Genomic DNA, 21952 nt, shown 5'->3' with positions numbered 1-21952 from the left:
AGAAATTTCGTTATCTTTACAGTAAACTAAAATTTAGATACAAATGTTAGAAAACATTTTAGACAGAACTGAACCAGTTGGCGTAAAGCCAATGACGAAGGAATTTTTTGCTTCGGTGTACACGTACATGTTTGTAGCACTTGGTATTTCCGGAGTGACAGCCTTTATGGTAGGAGAGGTTTTTCAGACTGGATTTGTTGAATTTATTAAATCTCCAACAGGAGGGCTTTCTCCGATTTTTTACGTGATTGCTTTTGCGCCCTTAGGATTGGTGCTTTTGATGCAGATGAGAATGGCAAAATTGAGTATGTCCATGTTATTGGCACTTTTTGTTGGTTTCTCATTCTTAATGGGGTTGAGTTTAGCAACTATATTTTTACAGTATAAGTTAGGTACAATTTTCAATGTCTTCCTTATTTCAGCCGGTATGTTCGGTGGGATGGCTATACTGGGGTATACAACAAAGACCGATTTGTCTAAGTTTGGTAGCTTAATGTATATGCTTTTCATTGGGATTTTCATTGCAAGTTTAGTTAACTTCTTCATGCAGAGTGAAGCAATGGGATATTGGATTTCTTTTATCGGAATCTTTGTCTTTACAGGTCTTACGGCATGGGAAATGCAAAAGTTGAAGTACATTGCTGCTGATCCGCAATACGCAGGAGAGGAGAAAAAGAAACTGGCATTGATCGGAGGATTGTCGTTGTACATCCTGTTCATTAACTTGTTCCTTTCTCTATTGAGAGTTTTCGGAAGAGAATAAAAAATCTTAAGTAGAAAATATGTTGACGGCTATCTCATCTGAGGTAGCCGTTTTTTATTGGGGAATAAAACTCCTGTTTCCAAACACAGATGTGGTTCATAGACTTAGGGATGTAACGGAGCTAATATTTTATTCCAGTAGCGGCATATACTACGGTATCCACACTAATTTTTTCGATACAGTTACAGGGACTTCCTTTCTGACACGTAGAGCAGTTTTCATCGAAAACAAGTGTGGTTGAGTGTTTGCCTAATGGTCTCCAACGCCCGGGATGGATGGGGCGTCTGGATGCAAATAATCCTATGGCTCCTTTATTTAGTAATCCGGCAATGTGTAAAGGACCTGTACTTGCTGCAATCAGTATGTCAATCTGTTGAATCAGAGCGATTAATTCGTCTAGCGATAGTTTGCCACTCGTATCTATACAGTCTTCAGGTATAAGATGACGGAAAGAAGTTGCTTCACTTTCAGTTCCTGTATAGAATACTTTGTATCCCTTCTCAGTTAGCTGTTTTCCTAATTCGGCAAAATGGTTCACACCCCATTCGACAGCACTCCCTTGTGATCTGGGATGGAGTATGACTTTAGGCTGCGGAGTATCTACTTCATTAAGTAGCCATTCAGGGAGTGGAAATGAGGTAGAAAAATGAACCGATTCTGAAACTTCTTCTAACGAAGGTAATGTACGGACCCCAAATGGTCGGAGCAAATGAAAATTCAATTGTGATTCATGTTCATTGGCCTGCTTTCTTGTGAAGTTAACTCTGTGGTTACAAGTAACCAGATGAAATAACCGATGGCTTGTCCCTATACGATGTTGTATGCCGCTTTTTTTTGCCAACCGGGCAATTTCTTTTCGGGGGAAAACATGAATAATAGCAAATGCCCGTATGCTTCTGAATGCCTTTATTCGTTCACTTTCTTCGAGGGACTCCAGTTCTTTCCAACTAAGTACTTCATCAATGTCGTGGCAACAATTCAGAATGGGAGCCGTATACGTATTACCGAGAAAAACAATACGAACACCTTTGAAACGCTTCTTCAGATAACCACATAAAGGCAATGTAAGGCACACATCCCCAATACTGTCTGTTCTGCTAATTATGACTGTTCTATAGGAAAGATCAAGCATCTTTTTTATTGAGTCTTCGAAGTTCTTTATACTTAAAAATATTAGACTGAGCCGATATTGTAGCTATTTTCCATCCGGCGTAACCATCCAGAAAGCCACGTTTGATCAGGTACATGGAAATAAACCGACCCAATGCGCTCAGGTATGGCTTGAATATTCCTGCTTTTTTTCCCCGGGCATTCATTTTACGGGCGGTAAGCAGAGAATATTTGTCTGCGCGCGTCCGATGGTCTGTATAATCATAATAGGAGTAATGATGTAAATCTCCTGAAAGAAGTTTCTCCTGGAAAGGCGCAGAGAACTCCAGTTCTTCGTGCACGTATTCACCAACCCATTTGGTTTGATCTTTTGGAAAAATACGGACTTTATAATCTGGATACCAACCCGAATGATGAATCCATGTACCGCAATAATTGGTCTTTCTGTTGACGGTATAAATTCCCGAAAAGCCTTGATTCTTCTCGTGAAGAATGGCTGTTTTCAATTCTGTACTGACTGCTTCATCTGCATCAATAGAGAAAATGTAAGAGAAAGAAGAAAGTGAGTTGGCAAAATTCTTGGAGGAACTGTATCCTTCCCATTTTCGTTCCTCAAACCGGACAAAATCATACTCTGAACAAATTGCCTTTGTCGTGTCGGTTGAAAGTGAATCCAGAACAATAACTTCATCAGCAACACCGATCAGTGATTCAATGCAACGACGGATGTTACGTTCTTCGTTCAGGGTAATAATAACCGCAGACAATTTATCCATGTGGTAAAGATAGCGGAAAATGAGATAAAATTGTTGAGAGGCAAGTTGCATTTTTTGCGTAGATTACTCTAGATTTCCGCTATTTTTGTAATTCAGGTGAGTAATAAAAAGACAGAATATATAGAATTAATCTTACGAACCCTTCCGGAAAATCCGGGAGTGTATCAGTATTTTGATGAGAGTGGGAAAATTATTTATGTCGGTAAGGCGAAAAACCTGAAAAAACGGGTTAACTCTTATTTTAACAAACAGGATTTAGACGGGAAAACGCGGATGTTGGTTCGCAAAATACGGGATATTCAATATATCGTGGTGGCTACCGAAATGGATGCCTTACTGTTGGAAAACAACCTGATAAAAAAGTATCAACCGCGGTATAATATCCAGTTGAAGGACGATAAAACGTATCCCTGGATATGCGTTAAAAATGAAGCTTTCCCGCGGATATTTTCTACCAGAAGAGTAGTGAAAGATGGCTCCCGCTATTACGGTCCCTATCCTTCGGGGAGAATGATGCACGCTCTGTTGGATCTGATCAGAAGGTTATATCCTTTGCGAACGTGCGGGTTAGATTTATCGCAAAATGCTATTGAGAAGAGAAATTATAAGGTCTGTCTGGAATATCATATTGGTAATTGCAAAGGACCCTGCGAGGCTAAACAAACCATACAGGAGTACAACAAGTACATTGAAGACATTCACGATATTCTCAAAGGAAATATTTCTTCGGTTATCCGCAAGATAAAAGTCCTGATGCAGGAAGAAGCGGAAGCCTATCGGTTTGAAGAGGCACAATTGCTGAAAGAAAAATGCGAATTACTGGAAAATTATAAGAGTAAAAGTACGATTGTAAGTCCTACCGTTTCGGAAGTTGACGTATTTACAGTATTGGATGATGGAGATTCTTTTTTTGTCAACTATCTGGTGATAAAATCCGGGGCAATTATTCACGCTTTCACCAGTGAAATTAAGAAGAAGTTAAATGAAACAGCAGCAGAAGTAGTCGGTTTTGCTTTGCCGGAGCTACGGGAGCGTTTTCAGAGTCCTTCCAAAGAAGTGTTAGTCGAAGAATTGCCGGATGTAAAACTTGAAGGGATTCGTTTTTTTGTTCCGCAACGGGGAGATAAAAAGGAACTGCTGGATTTGTCCTTACGGAATACAAGGGCCTACCGGATGGATAAGTTAAAAAGACAAAAGATAAAAGATCCTGAGGCGCATAAAAACCGGATTTTAACCCAAATCCAGAAAGATTTTCGTTTGAAAGAACTCCCGGTTCATATTGAATGTTTTGATAATTCCAACTTTCAGGGAACAAATGCTGTGTCTGCCTGTGTCGTTTTCAGGGATGGTAAACCAAGCACCAAGGACTACCGGCATTTTACCATTCAAACGGTGGAAGGTCCGGATGATTTTGCTTCGATGGAAGAAGCAGTTTATCGACGTTACCGACGTTTAAAGGAGGAAGATAAGCCTTTTCCGCAACTGGTAGTAATTGACGGAGGGAAAGGACAGTTGGGATCGGCTTTGAAAGCACTGGAGCGTTTGAATTTGCGGGGTAAAATTCCGGTTGTAGGCATCGCCAAGCGATTGGAGGAAATATTCTTTCCAGGAGATAGTCTTCCTTTGTATCTGGATAAACGTTCGGAGAGTCTGAAAGTGATTCAGCACATGCGTAACGAAGCCCACCGATTTGGAATTACACATCACCGGAATAAGAGAAGCAAAAACTCATTGGTATCTGAACTTTCGGAGATAAAAGGCATCGGTCCGAAAACGTATGAAGAGTTGATGACACATTTTAAATCGGTTAAAAGAATAAGAGAAGCCTCTCTGGACTCATTGATTTCTGTAATAGGACAGGCAAAGGCAAAGATTGTCCATGCCTATTTCAATGGGATGTAGAATCTTTTAATTCCGGACAGAAATAAGTACGGTTGTACTTCGTTTAGACTTTGATGAAACGATCGAAAATTCTTATCTATCTGCTAATATCTGTTCTTGTCAATTACTTGTTAGTGGCTGATGTACTCTTTTTTACTTACACGATAACTGGAGTATGGACATCCCGCACTATTTGGGGTGTCTGGTTTATTGTTTCGTTGTACTTAGCTGTGAAGAACTGGAAATGGCATAGTGTGAGATTTTTTACAGTAACAACTCTAGTTCTTCCTCTTTTTGTTGCACCATTTTTGGGTATTTTGGGTGGTCCTCTTTTTCTTCGATTGATGAATGCTGACTTCGAGCAACGTTTGAAAGGTGACTCGTACCAGATATATTTATACACGAGCGCGTTTTCGGGGAATTTTTTTGTTCTCTTTGAGGATTCTTTCTTGGTGAAAAAGAATATTTCGTCAAGTTCTTTTATGCTGGATACCGGGAATCCTAACTTTAAAATGGATATGGTTCGGGTAATAGAAGAAAATGGTCAGGAAGTCATTGTTGAGATTATATCGGATGCAGAAAAAATAAGGATCACTTTTGAACGCGAGTGAAAGATGTTAAACCAGTCTTAGTTCTCATAGATCAATTGAACTACTTTTTCCATTTCCAGGTCTTTGTTTGTTAGGATGTCATTTAGTTTAGGTGTAATGAAATAATCGGGGAATATTCCTTCATTTTTTGAAAATCCGCTTACATCCGTTTGATAAATTTCTGTAGCCACAGAGACCTGAATCCCGGTGTTGTTCAATAAAAATGAAGTAGGATTGGCGTTGCAACTAAAGGTTGCTCCCGTTTCCTGACCGACGAATACAGCATTCAGATGCGCTTTTACTAACGAAAGAAAGTGCCCTGTTGATGAAAAACAGCCCCCGTTGATTAACAGGTATAAATTGCCTTTGAATCGGTTCTGTTTTACAGGGAGAAGTTGTTCCAAATCCTTATACCATTTTGTTGAACCTTTTCTGAAATAACGAAAGGGTTGTTCCATGAGATATTGGAGTAAATAGGAGGTACAATACGGATCCCCTCCGTAGTTATTTCTCAGATCAATTACCAGGTTGTCCGGTTGGGAAAGTTCAAGTTCTTTAAAACAACTGTCAATGAAGGATTGGAATAGAGGGAGATTGTCGTTGTAATAATTGAAACTTTTGATAGTTATTTTCCCCAGTGAATGATCAGCATCCATTTGAAAACATAGGTTATCCGGACACGGGTTTAGATCATTGCCTTTTAAAGGAGATTGATCCGAGGGTTTTAGTTCGATTGATTTTAGACCGGTATTGGTACGAATTTCGATGGTATAGGTTTCCGGAAAACCAAGTTGAAAGGCACAATGGGATCTGAAGTTCATATTCGTTTGCAGTTCCCGGAGACTGGAAATGTATCCGTCAGAGTTAATCACTGCGTTTAGTTCTCTTTTCAGCGTTTTTACGTCAATACCATTGATTGATATGACTTCCATTCCCTGATCCAGTACATCAGCATTGTTCAGGGGGTCAGTAATGTAGAGTTGATCTTCTACATACATGACTTCCAAAGGAAAAAAGAGAGACGGGGATAATTCCAGTACATTGTCAACAGATGTTGAGGTATGCCCACACCCGACAAGTGCTACTACAGATTTGCAGAGCCATACAAATTCACTCATTGTAGTTGCATCCGAAATTGATTCCTTTTTTCGCCTGACAAAAAGATCAAACTCTTCCGGGGTTATAAAGGTATAAGGTTGAGGATGATTGCGTTTAACGGCCTTTACCAGTTGTTCTAAATCGGCCATGTACTCCGATTTGGCTATGACTTCATGTACGGTATATTTTTTTGGAATAGTATCCTGTGCACACCCCGTCTGAATGTACACTGCCAGTATGAACAGGATAAAGAGCTTCTTTCTCATTTATTTACAACCTTTCTGTATGAGTTCCCAGTTAATTTTTGGCGATTTGGGATGAGTTTTCAGCAACGACTTATTTATTTCTGTTTCCAGTTGAGCAGGGGAGAAGCCATAGATGTTTTGCATACTTGAAAATCCACTTTTCCACAGTGTTTCAAACTTAGGCAACCCATAATTTGAAATCAAATATTCCACAACATAAGCCGATTGGTGATAACTAATCATTTCTTCTGTTTGATAAAACTGATAGGCCAGAGATTCCAACGGAACCAACTTGTTTTCTTCTAAGAAGTACCGGTATAATTCAGCGACGATATATCCTGAGCAATTGTTTTCTGAATAAGTAGCTAATCCCTCGTTTAACCAGTTATTACCTTCTGCAGGCCGACCCCAGGCTGTCATTGAAACAATATGCATCGTTTCATGTTGGATCGGAGGATTGGTAATGCTACTTTCTTCGTCACTGTTCTCGTTGGTTACTTTCATGTGTATAGTTCTTGCGTCAATGTTGGCCAGTGCATTGACATAATAACCAGCCTGTAAAAGCATTTCTTTTTTGGAGGTGACAAAATGAATCCGGGTAAATTCCGTAAAGCTTGTATCGTTAATTAAACGGCAGTTTTCCTGAATGGCAAGTAAACATTTTTCAACAAGTGCATCCCTGTTTTCATAGGCATATCCTTTAGCAGGAAATGTGAAATGGAGGTTGTCTATTTGTTTTGTAACAACTGTTTTTTCTTCCCAGTCAGCTGTTTGATTGAATTTCGTCGTGTCGATACGTGCATTCTTGTTGATTACATACGGATTATTGCCAATATACATTCCATTTTTAAAATTTCCTTCGAATTGATTCATTCCGTCCCGGTACTTTCCCAAGCCATCAAATCTTCCATTTTTCATTTCTCCGTCGTACCACATTATTTCTTCTCCCTCGTTAAAAACGGTAAGAACACCTTTCCCTTCTGGTATGCGATTTAAACAATCTCCTGTCCAGGTAAAAGTACAGGTTTCACAAGTCCAGGGAAGTAGAAATTGACAACCTGTTTCATGTTCTGATAAGTGAGATTGCGCCTGGTAAATTCCGGGTAGTAAGCAGAATAATAGGACGAACATGTTTTTGTACATGGGTTTTTCATTTTTTGATTCTCTGCGAAGTTAGGTCCCGTGAAAATACCGGACAATCACATTTGTTAAGAAATGAGGTTGTTTTTTATCCGGCTTAAACTTTGTTCTGCTACGCCTAAATAAGACGCAATATGTCGTTGAGGAACTTTCTGAAAAAGTTCGGGATTCTTGTTGAGCAAATTCTTATAACGTTCTTCTAAATTGAGAACTTGCATATCGGACAACTTTTCAACAGTTTGCAGGAATGCTTCTTCCGCAATAATCCTTCCCAGTTTTTCAAACGCATGTTGTGTGCTGAAAAGATGTAAAAGATCCTTCTTGTTGAATGCATAGTAGTCAACATCGGTTAGGGTCTCAATAAAAAGATCACTTGCTTTTTCGGTTAAATAACTTTTATAATCGGTTGCAAACCATTTCGGAAAATAAAAATGATGCGTGTATTCTTTTCCGTCGATAACCTTATAACCACGCAAGAGTCCCTTTTCCAGAAACAGGTACTTGAGATTCGGTTTTGACGGACGGAATAGTAGCTGACCTTTCGGAACATGATGTCTCGTTGCTACACTGAGTAAAAGCTCATATTGATGATCGGAGATATCGATATGTGATAAAATAATATCTTTCATGCTTATTTACAATAAAATGCCTTCTGATAGTAGAGAAACGAGTTTACCGCTATTTTCTTGTTTCCCGTGGGGTAATTTACTACTTTATCATTCCTTATAGTATCTTTTTTCGAAATAGATGGGGTATTGAAAAGTGACTGTTAGTAATTCCGTTTCATCGTATGAAGTAATTCTTCTGCCTCTTTTACAATTGCTTCGGGGTATTGGTGAATAGCTATAATTTTGAGTGCATTTCCACTTTGTGATATTCCTTTTTTGATTTTGTAGTCAAAATAAATGCTTGAATCAACGATAGATTCAGTGAAGTGGAAAAGGTCGAATTTATCGCCTAGTAAAGTTGTCAATTCAATATCGTGTGTCGAAACAAAGATTTGACTATTCTGCTGCTCAAGATAAGAGAGAACAGCTTTTGCTGCTGCTATACGCTCTGCAGTATTGGTCCCTTTAAAGAGTTCATCCAATAAAATAATTGACCGGGTTGACTTTCCTGATTGTTCAATAATTTCTTTTATTTCATCTACTTCCCTGTAAAAATAACTACTGGCATTTAGTACATCATCTTCAATACGAATAACCGAAAAGAGTCTGGCAACAGGCAGAGAGGCAGCAGAAGCAAAACAAGTGTTTAAGGCTATTCCGGAAATATAGTTGAGTCCGATGGATCGAATGAAGGTTGTTTTGCCAGACATGTTAGAACCTGTCAATAGAATCGATTTTTGGGTGTCAACAGAATTAGGAACACAATGAGGGACCAACGGATGTCTGAGGTCAGTGAACTGAATAGTACGGTTGTTCTTATTGATCGTTGGAGTGCAGTATGGTTCTCCTTTTCGCAGTGATGCAACAGATACGAATGTGTCTACTTGACCAATAAAGCGAAAGACATTTTCGATATCTTTTGCCTTGTTTTGAAGTTTATCAAGTGAGCTAAACAAGAGGAGAGGTTCCAGTAAGAAGGTGATCTTTATTAGTTCCAGTAAAAACCAATAGGCTGCTTCCATATCACTGTCTACTTTTTGTTCCAGTTTAAAAAAGGACATATTTCGTCGGATGGAAGCAATTACCTTAATGGAGGGGGAAATTTCAGAGAAAGAGTCCCGGATCACTTTTACTTTTAACAGGTTTTTGGCTACAGCTCCCATCGCCAGTAATGAAGGAACCGAATTGAGGAATAAAGTGGTTTTTCTTTTTAATCCGTAGTGAATTAAGATGTTGATGGGAAATAACCCGAAGAGAATAAGGGCAACATTCGGATTGAAAAAAGACAGTAAAATAGATAAAATAGCTGTGAAGGAAAGAATAGGAAACAGGAAAAACCATTTGGGTTTCCTTTCAATTTCTTTTTGGAATAAATCAGGAATGTAATAGGTCTGATGGTTATTTAATTTGTTGAGTAAATATTGTATTTCAAGCTGTTCTTTGGGATTTTTTTCAAGATATGTGATGATTTTTTCCTGAACGACAAATTCTTCTGTCCGATCATCTATTGTTTTTAATCGATCGTATAAAAATTGTTGTCCAATCTTTGAAGAAGTACGATCCACGAAACAAAAGAAGAGATCAAAGTCAAGATCATTACCTGTTTGATTTGAAATTTCCTGAAAAGTGCTTGAATGATCTTTATGAGCAGTATAGCGCGTTATTAGCTGAAAATTAAAGCCCTCTGTTTTTAGATGACCAAACCGGGACTCTAGTTTTTGGAGTGTTTTCTTTTTTCTTCGAAACAACATAGGTTCAGGAATTGGGAGTTTCAACAAACTCAAGAATATCACCGGGCTGACAATCCAGTGCTTTACAAATGGCTTCCAGTGTTGAAAATCGTATTGCTTTCGCTTTACTTTGTTTCAGAATAGAAAGGTTCACGACCGATACCCCAACAATTTCAGAAAGCTCTTTTACTTGCATTTTTCGTTTGGCAAGCATTACATCAAGGTTTACAATTATTGCCATATCAAATGGTTAGTGAGTCTTCAAGTGAATTGATAAAAGATGAATAGTTATTTGTATTCCTGTTCCACGAAGATCCTCCGAACAGATTGGTAGAAACAAACTGTAAATGTGTGGTAGAGCCTTCACCGGGTTCTAACTGAATGTAAATATTTTCACCCCAGGTCCAGAAATTAACAGAGGTTCCACAGAGTAGACTGAAACTTGTTTTATCCGCGTCTAATAACTGAAATTCAGAATCTTGTATAATCTCCAGAAGTTTGTCAAATAGCAGATCTGTTGAAATAGTACTGTTGGTCGTAAATTCTTTTTTTTCAAGAAGAAAGCCCAGATAACGTATAAACCATGATTTATAGCGTAGGTTTTTTCGGAGAGCCAGGTTGGTAATAAGAAGCCCGACAGGGGGGATAAATACTAGCAGCGATATCCATATTTCACCTGTGAAATGACGGAGTGTCAGGTACAGGACGAAGCAGATCAATGTAAAAAGTAAGGGGGCTTTATTCATACTATTTTTTTGACAAATATACGAAAAACAGTATAAAATTAATGATAAACGATAATTTTTACGAAAAAGAACATGAAAGAGACAATGTCAGATGCTGTAAATCAGTGATTGTAATTTCCGGTAGCAAGCTGATGAAGAACAGGACTGTTTAATTAAATATAACGGATAGAAACAACAATACTATTGGGGTAAACTGCCAGAGTCAAACGGAATTCTGAGAGAGATTTAATAAGGATTTTAAGAGTTGAATTTGCTCTTCGAGTACACGGATCGTTTTTTCGTATTGCGCGATTAATTTTGAAGAATCAGGTGTATTTTGTTTATCGGAGAAAATACTTTGAGAATCGAATACTAATATCTTTATTGGGTTTACTTGCAGGATTTGACTTATTTCATTGAGTCGTTTTATACTTAACTGTGTTTCTCCGGCTTCAATTTTAGAATAGGCACGTGTCGAGATTCCAAGGGCGTCTGCCATAAATTCCTGGGACCAGTTTTTTAGTTCTCGAAGTCGCTTGATATTAATATGTGGTTCCTTTATTGGTTGCATTTCCGTTGTATTTCTGTCAGCAGTTTTCATCTGTGCAAATGTACTTGCTCAAAAGCTTCTCAACTTGGTACTTTTTATTCGAAATATTGGCGTTTTTCAGTCATTTGTTAAAAACAAGGGTTTGTTTTTAAGGGGCTTACAAAAAGAGAGGCATTTTCCTATTGGATAGGAGGAATAACCAATTTTCAGATGTGACATGTCTTATTTTATAGCACAACTATCCACTCTGTTTACACGTGAAGGTGGGTGACCGAATCGTTTTTTAAATACTTTACTGAAGTACACCGCATCTTCAAATCCGACTTCCCATCCGGCTTCAGTTACGTTCAACCCTTCCTTCAATAATTCAACGGCTTTCTGCAAGCGAATATTTCGGATATATTCTGCGGGAGTGGTTCCCGTAAGGCTTTTCATTTTTCGGTTGAGTTTACTCGAAGAAAAGTAGAGTTGATCTGCCAATTCGGGAACACCAAACTGTGGATCTGATAAGTGGTGTTGAATGCTGTCATTTATTTGGGCTAGAAGTTCCCGATCTCTTGATGACAACTCTGGTAATTCATCAGGTGTTGGGATAGTGGTGCCTTCAAATTTTTGACGGAGTAATTGTCTTGTCCGTACTATATTTCGTACCCGTAACTTTAGTTCTGCTAATGAAAATGGTTTGGTTAAATAGTCATCGGCCCCTGTTTCCAGTCCGGCTATTTTATCATTTTGATCGGCTTTTGCAGTTAATAGCAAGATAGGAACGTGCGATGTAAATATGTTTTCCTTCAGGGTTTTGCATAAAATCAAACCACTTGTGTCGGGCATCATAATATCGCTGATGATCAGGTCGGGAACCAATTCTTCTGCTAACTGAATTCCTTCTTTTCCATTTTTTGCTTCTGCAAAACGATATTCGTCCCCTAAATTTGTAATGATAAAGCGTCGTAGTTCAGTTTGATCTTCAACTACCAATACAAGAGGTAATTCTTTATTCTGAGAAGAAGTATATGTTTGGTTTTCTACTGATTGTATAAACACTGTATTCGTATCTTGTGCAACGACTTGTTTTTCCATACGTGCATTTTTCAACTGAACATAAAATGTACTTCCGCCCTGTTCAATTGAGGACTCAACAGACACCTTCCCTCCGTGCAATAGGGCTAATTCTTTAACCAGTGCTAATCCAATCCCGGAACCTTCGTATGTTCTGTTAGATGGCTTATCAATCTGAAAGAAACGATCAAAAATATAGGGGATATGTTCAGCAGCAATTCCTGTACCTGAATCCGTTATTTTCAATAAAAAGAACTCTTCTTTTGTGGCGACATCTACAGTGATTGTTCCTCCATCAGGTGTGAACTTAAAAGCGTTTGATAAGAGGTTAGAAACAATAATTGAAAGTGCCTCTTGTGAAAAAACAAAAGGATCTTGTTGTTTCGTTTCCTGCTGAAATTTGAGCTGGATATTTTTCTGCTCTGCCAGTGAGAAAAATGCCTCTACCAGTGCTTTTGTCTCTTCTACAATAAACCCGGTTTTATAATTCAAGGTATAGGAAGTACTTTCCATTTTTGATAACTCCAGTAGCTGATTGATGAGCTGTAGCAAATGTTTACTACTACTTTTCATCTCTTGAAAGTGCATTTGATCTTCGTCACTTCCATTTTTTTCTAAGACTTCCAGATGTCCGTTAATGAGTGTTAAAGGAGTTCTGAATTCATGTGAGATATTAGCCAATAAACGAACCTTAAATTGTTCGGTTTCTACGATACGTTCTACCTCTCTTTTAGACAGCGCTATATTTTCTTTTTCAATTTTTATTTTTTTATTTCTCAATCGAAACAGGAAAAATACGACGATTAGTATCAGGAAGGTTACAACTAATCCAAGCATTGCTACATTGCGCTGGATCTGTTTCGTTTTTAACTCTGCTTTAGCAACGACTTCTTTCTTTTCAAACTCGTAACGAATAGCCAACTTCTCTGTATCCCCTTTTGTCTCCTTTGTTAATTCTCGATATTCAACAAGTTTCTTGTAATGTTCAAAAGCAGACTTATAATCTCCTTTTATGCTGTCTGCTTTGACTAGATAGGTGTAGACAAAAGGTAAACTCTGTTTTTCATCATTTGCTACAAAATAATCAAAGGTTTTGTTCAGTAGTTCTTCTCCCTCTTTTATTCTACCAGTTTCGATATAGATCGCACCGACTAGTTTTTGAGCATGTATAAGTTTTCTATAGGTGTCTATTTTTTTTGAAATTTCAATTTGCTTGTTTAGTGCCTCTAGTGCCAGATCGTATTTCTTTTGCTCGAAATGATTGGCGCCAAGTTGTCCATAAACACCATGTAAACCTATCGTATCATTGTATTCTTCGAAAATACGATTGGCTTTTTCTAAAATCTCGTTGGATTTTGCGATGTCTTTCTTTTCAAAATAGAGTCCGGCCAGTAATAAATAAGAATCACCCTCTTCTAATTTTTTACCTAACTTTTTATTAAGTGCTAAAACCCGGTTAAAATACGCTAACGCTTTGTCAAAGTCCTTTATGCTGCGGTAAAGATTTCCTAACTGTCCACAAATCCAGATGATCCCTTCCTGATTATTACTTTCAATATATTTTTCAAGCGATAAGTTAAAATGACGCAATGCAACAACTCTATTGCCTTGCCAATAGTTTAACAGACCTGCATTTCCGGCAGTCCAGGCTATTTTTGATGTTTTATCTGATTTTTTATAGAGTGCCAGGGCTTTTGTAAAATGTTGAGTGGCATCACTGTACTTTGCTTCTTGCGAATAGAGGTTTGCTAAAAAGCTATGCAGATTAGCTTGCAATACTAAATCATCTGTTTTTTCGCTTAAGGTAATTCCTTTTTGCAGGTATTCTTTCGATTTTTCTTTTTCTCCTTTTCCGGAATAATAATCTCCAAGTTGAAAATACAGAAATGCTTCATCACTATAATTAGTGTTGATTTTTAGGTTTTTGAGACCTTTTTCACTGTAGTAAAAAAGCTTTTTGTCTGCTCCGCAATCTCTATACGCAGCAGCCAGTGAAACGTAGGCACTTGTTAACCCTTTTGTGTAGTGGCTTTTTTGTGCTAATTTTTCAGCTTTATGAGCATGTAGCACTGCCATTTTACAGGCTCCTTCCTGCATTTCAAAGCGACTCAGTTCATTTAGTAAGTCCACTTTTTTCTGCTCACTTTTTGTTTTGGAAAGAGCCTTTTTTAACAGGCTGATTTTTTCTTGTATCTCTTGATCTTGGGCATTAACAACCGTCATAGATACAAAAATTATCAGGAGAAAAATAAGTAAACGTCTGCTATTCATGGTTTACATAAAATCTGCGCCCTTTCCTTATAAATTGGGGAAGGACGATCAAATAAAGCAAGCGCCGAATATAACTCTTTTGCGAATATGGAGCAGTTTAAATACAAAAATCCCGGCAAAATAATTTACCGGGATTTTTAAGTGTTACTTATAGTTATGTTGTAAAAGAATCTTTTAATCAGCTTTTAAAAAAACGGCACAATTTGATGATGTTTCAGATTCTCCTGTTAGCCCTGAAATCATTTCATCACATTTCTCTTGCGCAACTTCCTGACTAGAAGCATTTGTAATTACACCCATGTCCATTCCTCCACAATTACAGTCGTAATTATCCAGTTTCTCACATGACGATAATGCAATAACGGTAAGTCCGACGAATAAAACTCTTTTCATAATGATATTGTTTGTATAATAATGTTTTACAAAGGAACATCTTATCAAAAAGGAAGTCTTACATCAATAGTTCCGAAATAAGAACTTTTAGTTCATACTATTGAAGGTTTCCGGATGTAGGATAAATTGGTTTTCTTGTATACTTTCCTTGTGATCCGCCATGTCGTGTTAATGATGGCAAAACTTGGTATGGATATGGTTAATATGGAGGGGTAGTAATTTTAGAAAACGAGTTGTATGCAACTAACAAATCTCAGTTACTTTGAGTTGTAGGTTGGGTAGGGTAATTTCATCACCGATTTGTTTATTCAGGAGTTGTGTTCCCAATGGAGATTGAAGAGAAATGCAAAAGACGGGAGTTTCATTATACGTCACTTTACCCAATGCCAGCCCGAGGAAGTACCACCCGTTTGTCAGCCGGATGAGTGATCCGACCCCTATGGCATCTGTTGGTTGGGATTCAGAAGTTTCAAATTGTTGAATCCAGTGCAGTTGTTTGTGGTATTCCTGTAATTGGTGCCCGAGTTTTTCCATTTCCAGTTGTGCCATAGCTCTGGAAGTCTCGTGTTTATCACCGGCTGTACTTTTCGTATCCGCACTCAAATCATGACGAAGTTGTTCTATTTCGCTCTGTAAACGTTGTGCCTTTTCTTGCAGGATGGTTTTTAAAACAGCAGTAAATTCTTGTCTTTGCATGATATGGGATAAAAAGACAAAGGTACACTATTTGCTAATTCCATGTCCATTCGATAATGACATTCATGTCCTGAAACAGGTAATGATTTACCTCCCCAATTTAATTCTCATACTCAATTTAATGGCCATATTGTCCCATTCATCCGTAAACATATAATCCCCTAATCGGTAAAAATACCCGATTCCCAAACGAAGGAAGTTGATTTTCAATAAATCATCCAAAACAAATCCGGTTTCATAATATCCTTTTTCCATGGTCTTTACGGTTACGAGCGTATGTCTTCCGGGGTTAGAAAGTGTTCCCCATCCTGCACTAAAGCGCAATGACAAAACGGGAGCAAAATTTCCTTTTTTAGAACGAAATGGGTTGAATGTCAGATTGAAGTGACCTGTGACTAATTGGTCATTAATAAACTCGGAAGGACGTACGGTTTCAAAGCTATTGGGAGCAGTAATTCCCCAGCGGTCAAAAATTCCTGGTGTTTGTAAAAGTAATGGAAGTGGAACATCACCCCATACCTGATTCCATTCTCCGCGTAAGCCAATGGAGCCCAATCGCATGATTTTAAACGTCTGATCTACGCGAACCTGTGAGCGTAAATAGTCGTATTCGCCCATCCAGATTCCGTTCCAACCTTTTACCATAGTAGCGCTGATGACCGGGAATTTAGCCGGTTTCAGATAAACACGGTCCGAACCCATTTGAATATAGTCATCCTTGATTTTCCAGTTCACCGATAATCCGGTTTCAAAAAGACGGAAAAATTGACCATCTGATAGGGAGTTCGGATCAGCAAAGTTGTAATCGTAACCTGCCCAAACCCGTTTATTGTGGTTAAACGCTTTAACAAAAAAACTTTTGAAAAGGTATCCTTCCACTTCAAACCCCAGATTTTGGGTATAGTCCATACGGTTAATATACAGTTGGCGATAGAACTGTCCCGGATCAAGAACACCAGTAGGAGAGGGGAGTTCATATTCTCCGGTTGTTTCCACATCGTCGTAGTAAAGTACTCTCAGGTTCACATTATGAGATCGTTTCAACCGAAACGTAAGATCACCTCCGTATTTAAAGCGTTTATCACCAAAACCGTATGCAAAATAACCTCCGACGGACATCCATTTTGCCAGACGGTCATTCGTTCGTCCGCCAATACCAAGTCGGAAACCTTCAAAATTATTGAAATCAAGAATACTGAGTAAATCCAGATCAAACCAACGAATACTAACATACCCTTTTGCCAGGGTAGTTAGATTGTTCAGTCTGCGATCCAGTTGAGCTTCTTCCGAAATACTGTCATTAAAACGATATGTTTCCAATTCGCGTGCATTGGTTGTTTCTCCTTTTAAGCTATCCCAGTAAGCGTTACTACGTTCCATTGCTGCTTCTGTTACCTCAATTGGTGCACCGCCTGTTTTTACGGTTTTTCGATCTACATCCAACTGAATATTTCTATAGAAACTGGTATTCCAGATGAAGAAATTGGAATTCCCAACAAGTGACCCCAGCGGTATAATTGTTCGGACTTCTTTGGGGAACCAATGTCCCGAAGAAAGTTGTTCATAGGCAATCAGTATGGTAGTACCTGTTGATGAATCATCCTTGTTTTCGGAAGAAGAGGATTCCTGCTCCACACTCAGCGAAAGAGAGGGATCAAGTTCATAAATAGCATTGGTAATAGCCCAGTTTTCAGAGTGGATAAAGACCTTTCCTTTTACTCCTTTGAAATTACTGCCGGGTTTGGGAGCAAAGTCAATGATGAAAACCGAGTCTTTTTCCGTATATAGCGTATCCCGAAGCTCGTAATAATAGCCTTTCATCCCGGCAGAAGTTATGGGGTTCAGGTATTCCGTGGCAAACAGACTGATGGGATTATCGTAGGCAGAAAAAGGCTGGATTTGCGCAGCAAGTGTGGCAATCAATGGGTTTTTCAGCCCTGAAGTACGCGTTGCTGTAATCGTTTCTTTTCGGTTGTTTAGAGGCTTATATTCAACGTGGCTGTAATTCTCGATAAGAAAGGCCTGTTGTTTTTTGAAGAAAAGAGCCGTCTTGATGTCCGAAGAATCTTCGAGAGAAGCAATCTGCTCTTCAGAAAGAGAGTCGACATCTGCGTTAAATACATTATAGGTGTCATGAGTGTAGCTCATGTTTCGTTGAATGTTGTTAATCTTTTGATTCTCTACAGCATTTCGTATGATGCGTAATGCGGGATTCAGACCGGGACGTACTTCAACTGTAATTAATTCATTGGAAACAGGATTCAGGTAGTAGTGCCGGGCTGAGTAATTGGTGATCTTCTTACGTTGATAGCCTACGAAAGAGAGTACGACCGAGTCGGTAGGAACTGAAAGTCGCAAGCGGAAATTTCCTTCCACATTGGTTGCTGTTCCATCCATTACTTTTCCGTTGTTGTAGGCAATCACATTGACAAACGGAATGGGCTTTTTGGTTTCGCTGTCAAGTACGAGGGCTTCAATTTCCTGTGCCTGAAAGTGTATAGAAGTAAATAAGCAAATAGCAATACATAGTAGTTGTCTCATGTGACAAAAATAAAATAAAATCAAATGTCTCAATCAGGTATGGTATGAACGGTTGATCCGTCCAAAGAATGGAAGAAAAGTGCGAATGAGTAGTATTCTACATTTTCATAGTCGTTCTATTGGTGCATAATAAGACAAAAGTAGTCTATTTCAGGTACACCCAAAATAAGAGCCCGCTACTGAAAAATAAACGAGAATCATTTCCCAATAAAAAATCAGGCAAATTCGGAAAGTTCAAGCCAGCGATCCGTTTTATACTCGATATCCTGCATGACTTGTGTAAGCTCGATACTAACCTGATTCAATTCATCTCCTGAAAGATCAGGATTAGAAAGCTTGTCGGTAAGTTCCTTTTTTCTATCCTCCAGTTTTTCGAGTTCTTCCTCCATGGATTCAAACTCAATTTTCTCTTTGTAGGATAACTTTCTTTTTTCTTTTACTTCTTTAGACTTCTCCGTTTTCTCAACAATTTGCGCTTTTTCTTCTTTACGTTTGTTCAGTTCATCTTCCTGTAGCTCTTGACGGTAAATCGTATAGTTACCAAGTATGTCTTTGATTTCTCCGTCTCCTTTAAAGTAGAAGATGTGATCGACCATCTTGTCCATAAAATAACGGTCGTGAGAAACTACAATAAGACACCCAGGGAAGGAACGCAGATAATCTTCGAGAACACTGAGTGTGAAAATATCCAGATCATTGGTAGGCTCATCCAGAATAAGGAAGTTAGGATTTGCCATCAGAACGGTCATCAGTTTCAACCGTCTTTTTTCTCCTCCGCTTAATTTACTGACATAATTCCAGTGTACGCTGCGTGGGAAAAGAAATTTTTCGAGGAACTGGGCGGCACTAAGTTCTTTTCCTTTTTCAAGAGGAATAAACTCAGCAATATCCTTAATAACTTCTATCAGACGTTTGTCGTCCGGAATTTTAATTTGTTCCTGTCGGTAATATCCGAAAACAACGGTGTCACCAACGACAACTTTTCCTTTGGAAGGCTCTTCAAGGCCGGTGAGCATATTCAGAAAGGTAGTCTTTCCGACTCCATTAGCTCCGACAATTCCTACCCGTTCGCCTTTTTTGAAGACGTATGAAAAGTCTTTCAACATTACTTTATCACCATAACTCTTTCCGAGTTTATGTAATTCAAGTATCTTGGAACCGATGCGTTCCATTTTGATATTTAGCTCCAGTTCGTCTTTGTTGACTTTTTGAGAGGCAACCGACTTGGTTACTTCAAAAGCATCTAAACGGGCCTTTTGTTTTGTCCCTCTTGCTTTAGGCTGGCGACGTACCCAATCCAGCTCTTTTCGCATAAGGTTTTGGGCCTTATCGATTGTCGCAGCCAACTGTTCTTCCCGCTCTGCCTTTTTTTCAAGGTAATAGGAGAAATTTCCCTTGTATTTATAGATCGTCTGATCCTCCAGTTCGAAGATTGTATCACAAACGACTTCCAGAAAATAACGGTCGTGTGTAACCATAAGTAAAGTAGCCTTACTTTGGGAAAGGTAATTTTCCAGCCATTCAATCATATCCAGATCGAGATGGTTGGTAGGCTCATCCAAAATAAGGAAATCAGGATCAGCGAGAAGTACCTTCGCCAAAGCCACTCTTTTTTTCTGTCCTCCCGAAAGTTCTCCGATAGGATTATGAACTCCGGATAATTTAAGGACACTGATCAACTGTTGGATACGACTTTCAACTTCCCAGGCATGAAGAGAATTCAGTACTTCGGAAGTTTCTGTTATTTTTTTGTCATCCTGTGCTTTTAGTGCATCATTATAGGCTTTCCACGCTTTCAGTTCAGGTAAATCATGTGAGAGAATTTCCTCTTCGATCGTATGATTCGGATTTAACTGGTCACTTTGTTCCAGAAAAGCTACACGAATATCATTACGAAAAACAACGCGTCCAGAGTCGGTGCTTTCCACACCAAGAATACAGCGCAGTAAAGTTGTTTTTCCGTTCCCGTTACGGGCTACAATAGCTGCTTTTTGGCCTTGTTCAATACCGAACGTGAGATCTTTAAAAAGAATTCGGTCTCCGTACGATTTGGTTACTTCTTCAATGGATAGATAATTCATAGACTTAACGTAATCTGTCCAGTGACTTTAACAAATCCAAATCTTTTCGTACTCCTAAATTACCCAGGAAAATGAAAGGAATTGAAGCACAAAGCAGATAGAATCCAAGTCCTAAGGAACGCTTTGCTTCTATGGTATCTGCGTACATAAATTGTGTAGCTGTTTCCTGTAAACTGGAAGGAATCATCATGATAAGTACAAACAAACCTGCTGTTACAAGCAAATTCAGGAAAAAGGCAATTCTTCCCAAACGAAGCTGGCGTTTTTGGTTTTTATAAGAAAGTATCGCGATAAGTGTAAGCAGGGCAACAACAGAAAACAGAATATAGACCGGAATCGTATTTTTCCAGTTCAGTTGCTGTTCTTCCATACTGAACACAGCTCCGGTTTCAGTAATGTGTTTTTCAAATGCTTTTACTTCTTCTGTTGTAAGATCCAGTGTAGCGTTGGCATCAATTCCGAAACTATTAACGGTCAGGTGTACATTTTCAGTATACCCTTCGGCGGACAGATCAAAACTGACAATTTCCTGCCCTAGACTGATCCATACCAGTAAGGCAATGGCGATAGCATAATAAACTGTTTGAATACGTTGAATCATGGTGAAAGTATTTCTGCAAATATAGGGATATTCCCTCCGTATGTGATGAATGAAAGAAAGGTTATTTGCTATTTCTTCAGAAGAAGTAAACTGGATTGTCCCGTCGCAAATTTATTGAATACAAGAATCGATGTAAGTGGTCGTTCCCATTGTATTCCCTGAAATCCTGTCATTGCAGGGTTCAGCAATTGCTGGGCGAGCCATGTTGCGGGAGCAGAAACCGTGGGAGAATCACCGAAGAACTGTTTAAAATCAATTTGGGGAATATCTTCAAACGGAGCAATCAGATGGTTGACAGCTTTGTCGTTCTCAAGATCCCCGTTACGAGGTGTAAGAATAAGATCCGGTTCCTCCAGTTGTCTGATCTCTTTAAGAACGTTTTCCTGATCAATACCAGCGAATGTTTTCAGGTAAGCTACCTCTACAGAACATTCAGATTCGGGTTGTGTTGAAAGGTGGAAGAAAGCGGAACCCTCACCGGGTACAAATCCTGTTCCCGGATTATTAAGTGCTTCCTGTGGTGTGACCTGATCTTTCCGAACCCAGTTTAACAATCCGAAAAGATTAAATGTGTATTCTGAAATTTCGTCAACCGCTCCTACTAGTATGTGAGAAGCCTGCTGATTATCCAACAGGATCATTCCTTCGAGTAATGAATTTTCGAATGAATGTGCTTTTTGACTATTGGTTGAGTTGTAGCAATAATTTTTAGTCATAAGCCCAAGCTGCGAACTGACCACATTGGTAGTGGATTGTGTAAAGTTCGTCGGAGTCATCGGACCTTCATCGTATTTATAGATCTGATCCAGGAATTTGAATGACTCTTCATTACTGCCGTAAGCGGAACCGCTGATGATTGCATCAAAATCAGTTTTACTATCCTCGATAACTTTTAGTCCGGTAGTTAAGCCCATTCGCGATATTTTTCCCATTCGCCGGAGAAGGTTCATCGGAAAAAAAGGTTTGTAATCCGGTTCCGAGGCAAGAATATGATGCGTTGTCTGATTTGTAAAAGGCTCATAGGGAAATTTACCCTCAAAAGAAGATTGAGGTGAAATACACGAGCTATGATTGAGGTAATACTTCATTTGTTC

General features: G+C 38.8%; 19 protein-coding genes. 3 read left to right on the top strand and 16 right to left on the bottom strand.

From position 1 onward, the window contains the following. The first annotated feature begins 43 nt into the window (after positions 1 to 43). Positions 44 to 763: a Bax inhibitor-1/YccA family protein gene (locus tag ABDZ97_RS14385; protein WP_343789160.1), complete on the top strand. Its 720-nt coding sequence runs from the start codon at positions 44 to 46 to the stop codon at positions 761 to 763. A gap of 121 nt (positions 764 to 884) precedes the next feature. On the opposite strand, the gene ABDZ97_RS14380 is transcribed toward ABDZ97_RS14385, so the two are convergent. Together ABDZ97_RS14380 and ABDZ97_RS14375 are read right to left on the bottom strand one after the other, a co-directional pair. Further along, positions 885 to 1895 carry a glycosyltransferase family 9 protein gene (locus ABDZ97_RS14380; protein ID WP_343789157.1) on the bottom strand — a complete coding sequence of 337 codons (1011 nt, stop codon included), beginning with the start codon at positions 1893 to 1895 and terminating at the stop codon, positions 885 to 887. Further along, positions 1888 to 2700, bottom strand: a complete 813-nt coding sequence (locus ABDZ97_RS14375) for a glycosyltransferase family 2 protein (protein ID WP_343789154.1) — start codon at positions 2698 to 2700, stop codon at positions 1888 to 1890. The genes ABDZ97_RS14380 and ABDZ97_RS14375 overlap by 8 nt, the downstream gene beginning before the upstream one ends. Before the next feature lie 45 nt (positions 2701 to 2745). On the opposite strand from ABDZ97_RS14375, the gene uvrC reads away from it, so the two are divergent. Together uvrC and ABDZ97_RS14365 are read left to right on the top strand one after the other, a co-directional pair. Further along, entirely contained in the window at positions 2746 to 4551 is a 1806-nt protein-coding gene (gene uvrC, locus ABDZ97_RS14370) for an excinuclease ABC subunit UvrC (RefSeq protein WP_343789151.1), read from the top strand. A gap of 53 nt (positions 4552 to 4604) precedes the next feature. Continuing rightward, positions 4605 to 5141 (top strand): hypothetical protein, encoded by a 537-nt coding sequence (locus ABDZ97_RS14365; RefSeq protein ID WP_343789148.1) that lies wholly within the window; start codon positions 4605 to 4607, stop codon positions 5139 to 5141. Positions 5142 to 5158: 17 nt separating this feature from the next. Here ABDZ97_RS14365 and ABDZ97_RS14360 read toward each other — a convergent pair whose 3' ends face one another. From ABDZ97_RS14360 to ABDZ97_RS14295, 14 genes are all read right to left on the bottom strand, one after another. Next, complete coding sequence (locus tag ABDZ97_RS14360; protein WP_343789143.1) at positions 5159 to 6484, bottom strand: S41 family peptidase; 1326 nt, start codon at positions 6482 to 6484, stop codon at positions 5159 to 5161. Beyond that, the gene (locus ABDZ97_RS14355) at positions 6485 to 7606 is read right to left on the bottom strand and encodes a peptidase MA family metallohydrolase (RefSeq protein WP_343789140.1); all 1122 of its coding nucleotides are present in this window, start codon (positions 7604 to 7606) and stop codon (positions 6485 to 6487) included. A gap of 65 nt (positions 7607 to 7671) precedes the next feature. Continuing rightward, positions 7672 to 8232, bottom strand: a complete 561-nt coding sequence (locus ABDZ97_RS14350; RefSeq protein WP_343789137.1) for a Crp/Fnr family transcriptional regulator — start codon at positions 8230 to 8232, stop codon at positions 7672 to 7674. Positions 8233 to 8372: 140 nt separating this feature from the next. After that, positions 8373 to 9962, bottom strand: coding sequence for a MutS-related protein (locus ABDZ97_RS14345; RefSeq protein ID WP_343789134.1), 1590 nt, complete (start codon positions 9960 to 9962; stop codon positions 8373 to 8375). A 4-nt stretch (positions 9963 to 9966) separates the two neighbouring features. Further along, positions 9967 to 10182: a helix-turn-helix domain-containing protein gene (locus tag ABDZ97_RS14340; RefSeq protein ID WP_343789129.1), complete on the bottom strand. Its 216-nt coding sequence runs from the start codon at positions 10180 to 10182 to the stop codon at positions 9967 to 9969. 1 nt (position 10183) lies between these two features. Beyond that, positions 10184 to 10687, bottom strand: a complete 504-nt coding sequence (locus tag ABDZ97_RS14335) for a hypothetical protein (protein WP_343789125.1) — start codon at positions 10685 to 10687, stop codon at positions 10184 to 10186. Between the two features lie 202 nt (positions 10688 to 10889). Beyond that, positions 10890 to 11237, bottom strand: a complete 348-nt coding sequence (locus ABDZ97_RS14330) for a helix-turn-helix domain-containing protein (protein ID WP_343789122.1) — start codon at positions 11235 to 11237, stop codon at positions 10890 to 10892. 201 nt (positions 11238 to 11438) lie between these two features. Further along, a complete protein-coding gene (locus tag ABDZ97_RS14325) occupies positions 11439 to 14546 on the bottom strand; it encodes a tetratricopeptide repeat protein (RefSeq protein WP_343789119.1) in 3108 nt (1035 codons plus the stop codon). Positions 14547 to 14720: 174 nt separating this feature from the next. After that, positions 14721 to 14939 (bottom strand): hypothetical protein, encoded by a 219-nt coding sequence (locus ABDZ97_RS14320; protein ID WP_343789116.1) that lies wholly within the window; start codon positions 14937 to 14939, stop codon positions 14721 to 14723. 243 nt (positions 14940 to 15182) lie between these two features. Continuing rightward, on the bottom strand, positions 15183 to 15635 hold the full coding sequence (locus ABDZ97_RS14315) for a 3-oxoacyl-ACP synthase (RefSeq protein ID WP_343789113.1): 453 nt from the start codon (positions 15633 to 15635) through the stop codon (positions 15183 to 15185). Positions 15636 to 15722: 87 nt separating this feature from the next. After that, positions 15723 to 18176 carry a DUF5686 family protein gene (locus tag ABDZ97_RS14310; protein ID WP_343789110.1) on the bottom strand — a complete coding sequence of 818 codons (2454 nt, stop codon included), beginning with the start codon at positions 18174 to 18176 and terminating at the stop codon, positions 15723 to 15725. A 215-nt stretch (positions 18177 to 18391) separates the two neighbouring features. Then, on the bottom strand, positions 18392 to 20257 hold the full coding sequence (locus ABDZ97_RS14305; protein ID WP_343789105.1) for an ABC-F family ATP-binding cassette domain-containing protein: 1866 nt from the start codon (positions 20255 to 20257) through the stop codon (positions 18392 to 18394). Positions 20258 to 20261: 4 nt separating this feature from the next. Further along, a complete protein-coding gene (locus ABDZ97_RS14300; protein WP_343789102.1) occupies positions 20262 to 20858 on the bottom strand; it encodes a DUF4293 family protein in 597 nt (198 codons plus the stop codon). A 68-nt stretch (positions 20859 to 20926) separates the two neighbouring features. Continuing rightward, the gene (locus ABDZ97_RS14295; RefSeq protein ID WP_343789099.1) at positions 20927 to 21946 is read right to left on the bottom strand and encodes a beta-ketoacyl synthase chain length factor; all 1020 of its coding nucleotides are present in this window, start codon (positions 21944 to 21946) and stop codon (positions 20927 to 20929) included. Between the last annotated feature and the right edge of the window lie 6 nt (positions 21947 to 21952).

It is taken from the genome of Wandonia haliotis, from assembly GCF_039523435.1.
Taxonomy (GTDB): domain Bacteria; phylum Bacteroidota; class Bacteroidia; order Flavobacteriales_D; family Crocinitomicaceae; genus Wandonia; species Wandonia haliotis.
Note: the sequence above shows the minus strand (reverse complement) of the source record. Positions and strands in the feature narration are given on the sequence as shown.

Coding starts and splice junctions, on each gene's coding strand:
- ABDZ97_RS14385 (WP_343789160.1), top strand. CDS start 44: ATGTTAGAAAACATTTTAGACAGAACTGAACCAGTTGGCGTAAAGCCA.
- ABDZ97_RS14380 (WP_343789157.1), bottom strand. CDS start 1,895: ATGCTTGATCTTTCCTATAGAACAGTCATAATTAGCAGAACAGACAGT.
- ABDZ97_RS14375 (WP_343789154.1), bottom strand. CDS start 2,700: ATGCAACTTGCCTCTCAACAATTTTATCTCATTTTCCGCTATCTTTAC.
- ABDZ97_RS14365 (WP_343789148.1), top strand. CDS start 4,605: ATGAAACGATCGAAAATTCTTATCTATCTGCTAATATCTGTTCTTGTC.
- ABDZ97_RS14360 (WP_343789143.1), bottom strand. CDS start 6,484: ATGAGAAAGAAGCTCTTTATCCTGTTCATACTGGCAGTGTACATTCAG.
- ABDZ97_RS14355 (WP_343789140.1), bottom strand. CDS start 7,606: ATGTACAAAAACATGTTCGTCCTATTATTCTGCTTACTACCCGGAATT.
- ABDZ97_RS14350 (WP_343789137.1), bottom strand. CDS start 8,232: ATGAAAGATATTATTTTATCACATATCGATATCTCCGATCATCAATAT.
- ABDZ97_RS14345 (WP_343789134.1), bottom strand. CDS start 9,962: ATGTTGTTTCGAAGAAAAAAGAAAACACTCCAAAAACTAGAGTCCCGG.
- ABDZ97_RS14340 (WP_343789129.1), bottom strand. CDS start 10,182: ATGGCAATAATTGTAAACCTTGATGTAATGCTTGCCAAACGAAAAATG.
- ABDZ97_RS14335 (WP_343789125.1), bottom strand. CDS start 10,687: ATGAATAAAGCCCCCTTACTTTTTACATTGATCTGCTTCGTCCTGTAC.
- ABDZ97_RS14330 (WP_343789122.1), bottom strand. CDS start 11,237: ATGCAACCAATAAAGGAACCACATATTAATATCAAGCGACTTCGAGAA.
- ABDZ97_RS14325 (WP_343789119.1), bottom strand. CDS start 14,546: ATGAATAGCAGACGTTTACTTATTTTTCTCCTGATAATTTTTGTATCT.
- ABDZ97_RS14320 (WP_343789116.1), bottom strand. CDS start 14,939: ATGAAAAGAGTTTTATTCGTCGGACTTACCGTTATTGCATTATCGTCA.
- ABDZ97_RS14315 (WP_343789113.1), bottom strand. CDS start 15,635: ATGCAAAGACAAGAATTTACTGCTGTTTTAAAAACCATCCTGCAAGAA.
- ABDZ97_RS14310 (WP_343789110.1), bottom strand. CDS start 18,176: ATGAGACAACTACTATGTATTGCTATTTGCTTATTTACTTCTATACAC.
- ABDZ97_RS14305 (WP_343789105.1), bottom strand. CDS start 20,257: ATGAATTATCTATCCATTGAAGAAGTAACCAAATCGTACGGAGACCGA.
- ABDZ97_RS14300 (WP_343789102.1), bottom strand. CDS start 20,858: ATGATTCAACGTATTCAAACAGTTTATTATGCTATCGCCATTGCCTTA.
- ABDZ97_RS14295 (WP_343789099.1), bottom strand. CDS start 21,946: ATGAAGTATTACCTCAATCATAGCTCGTGTATTTCACCTCAATCTTCT.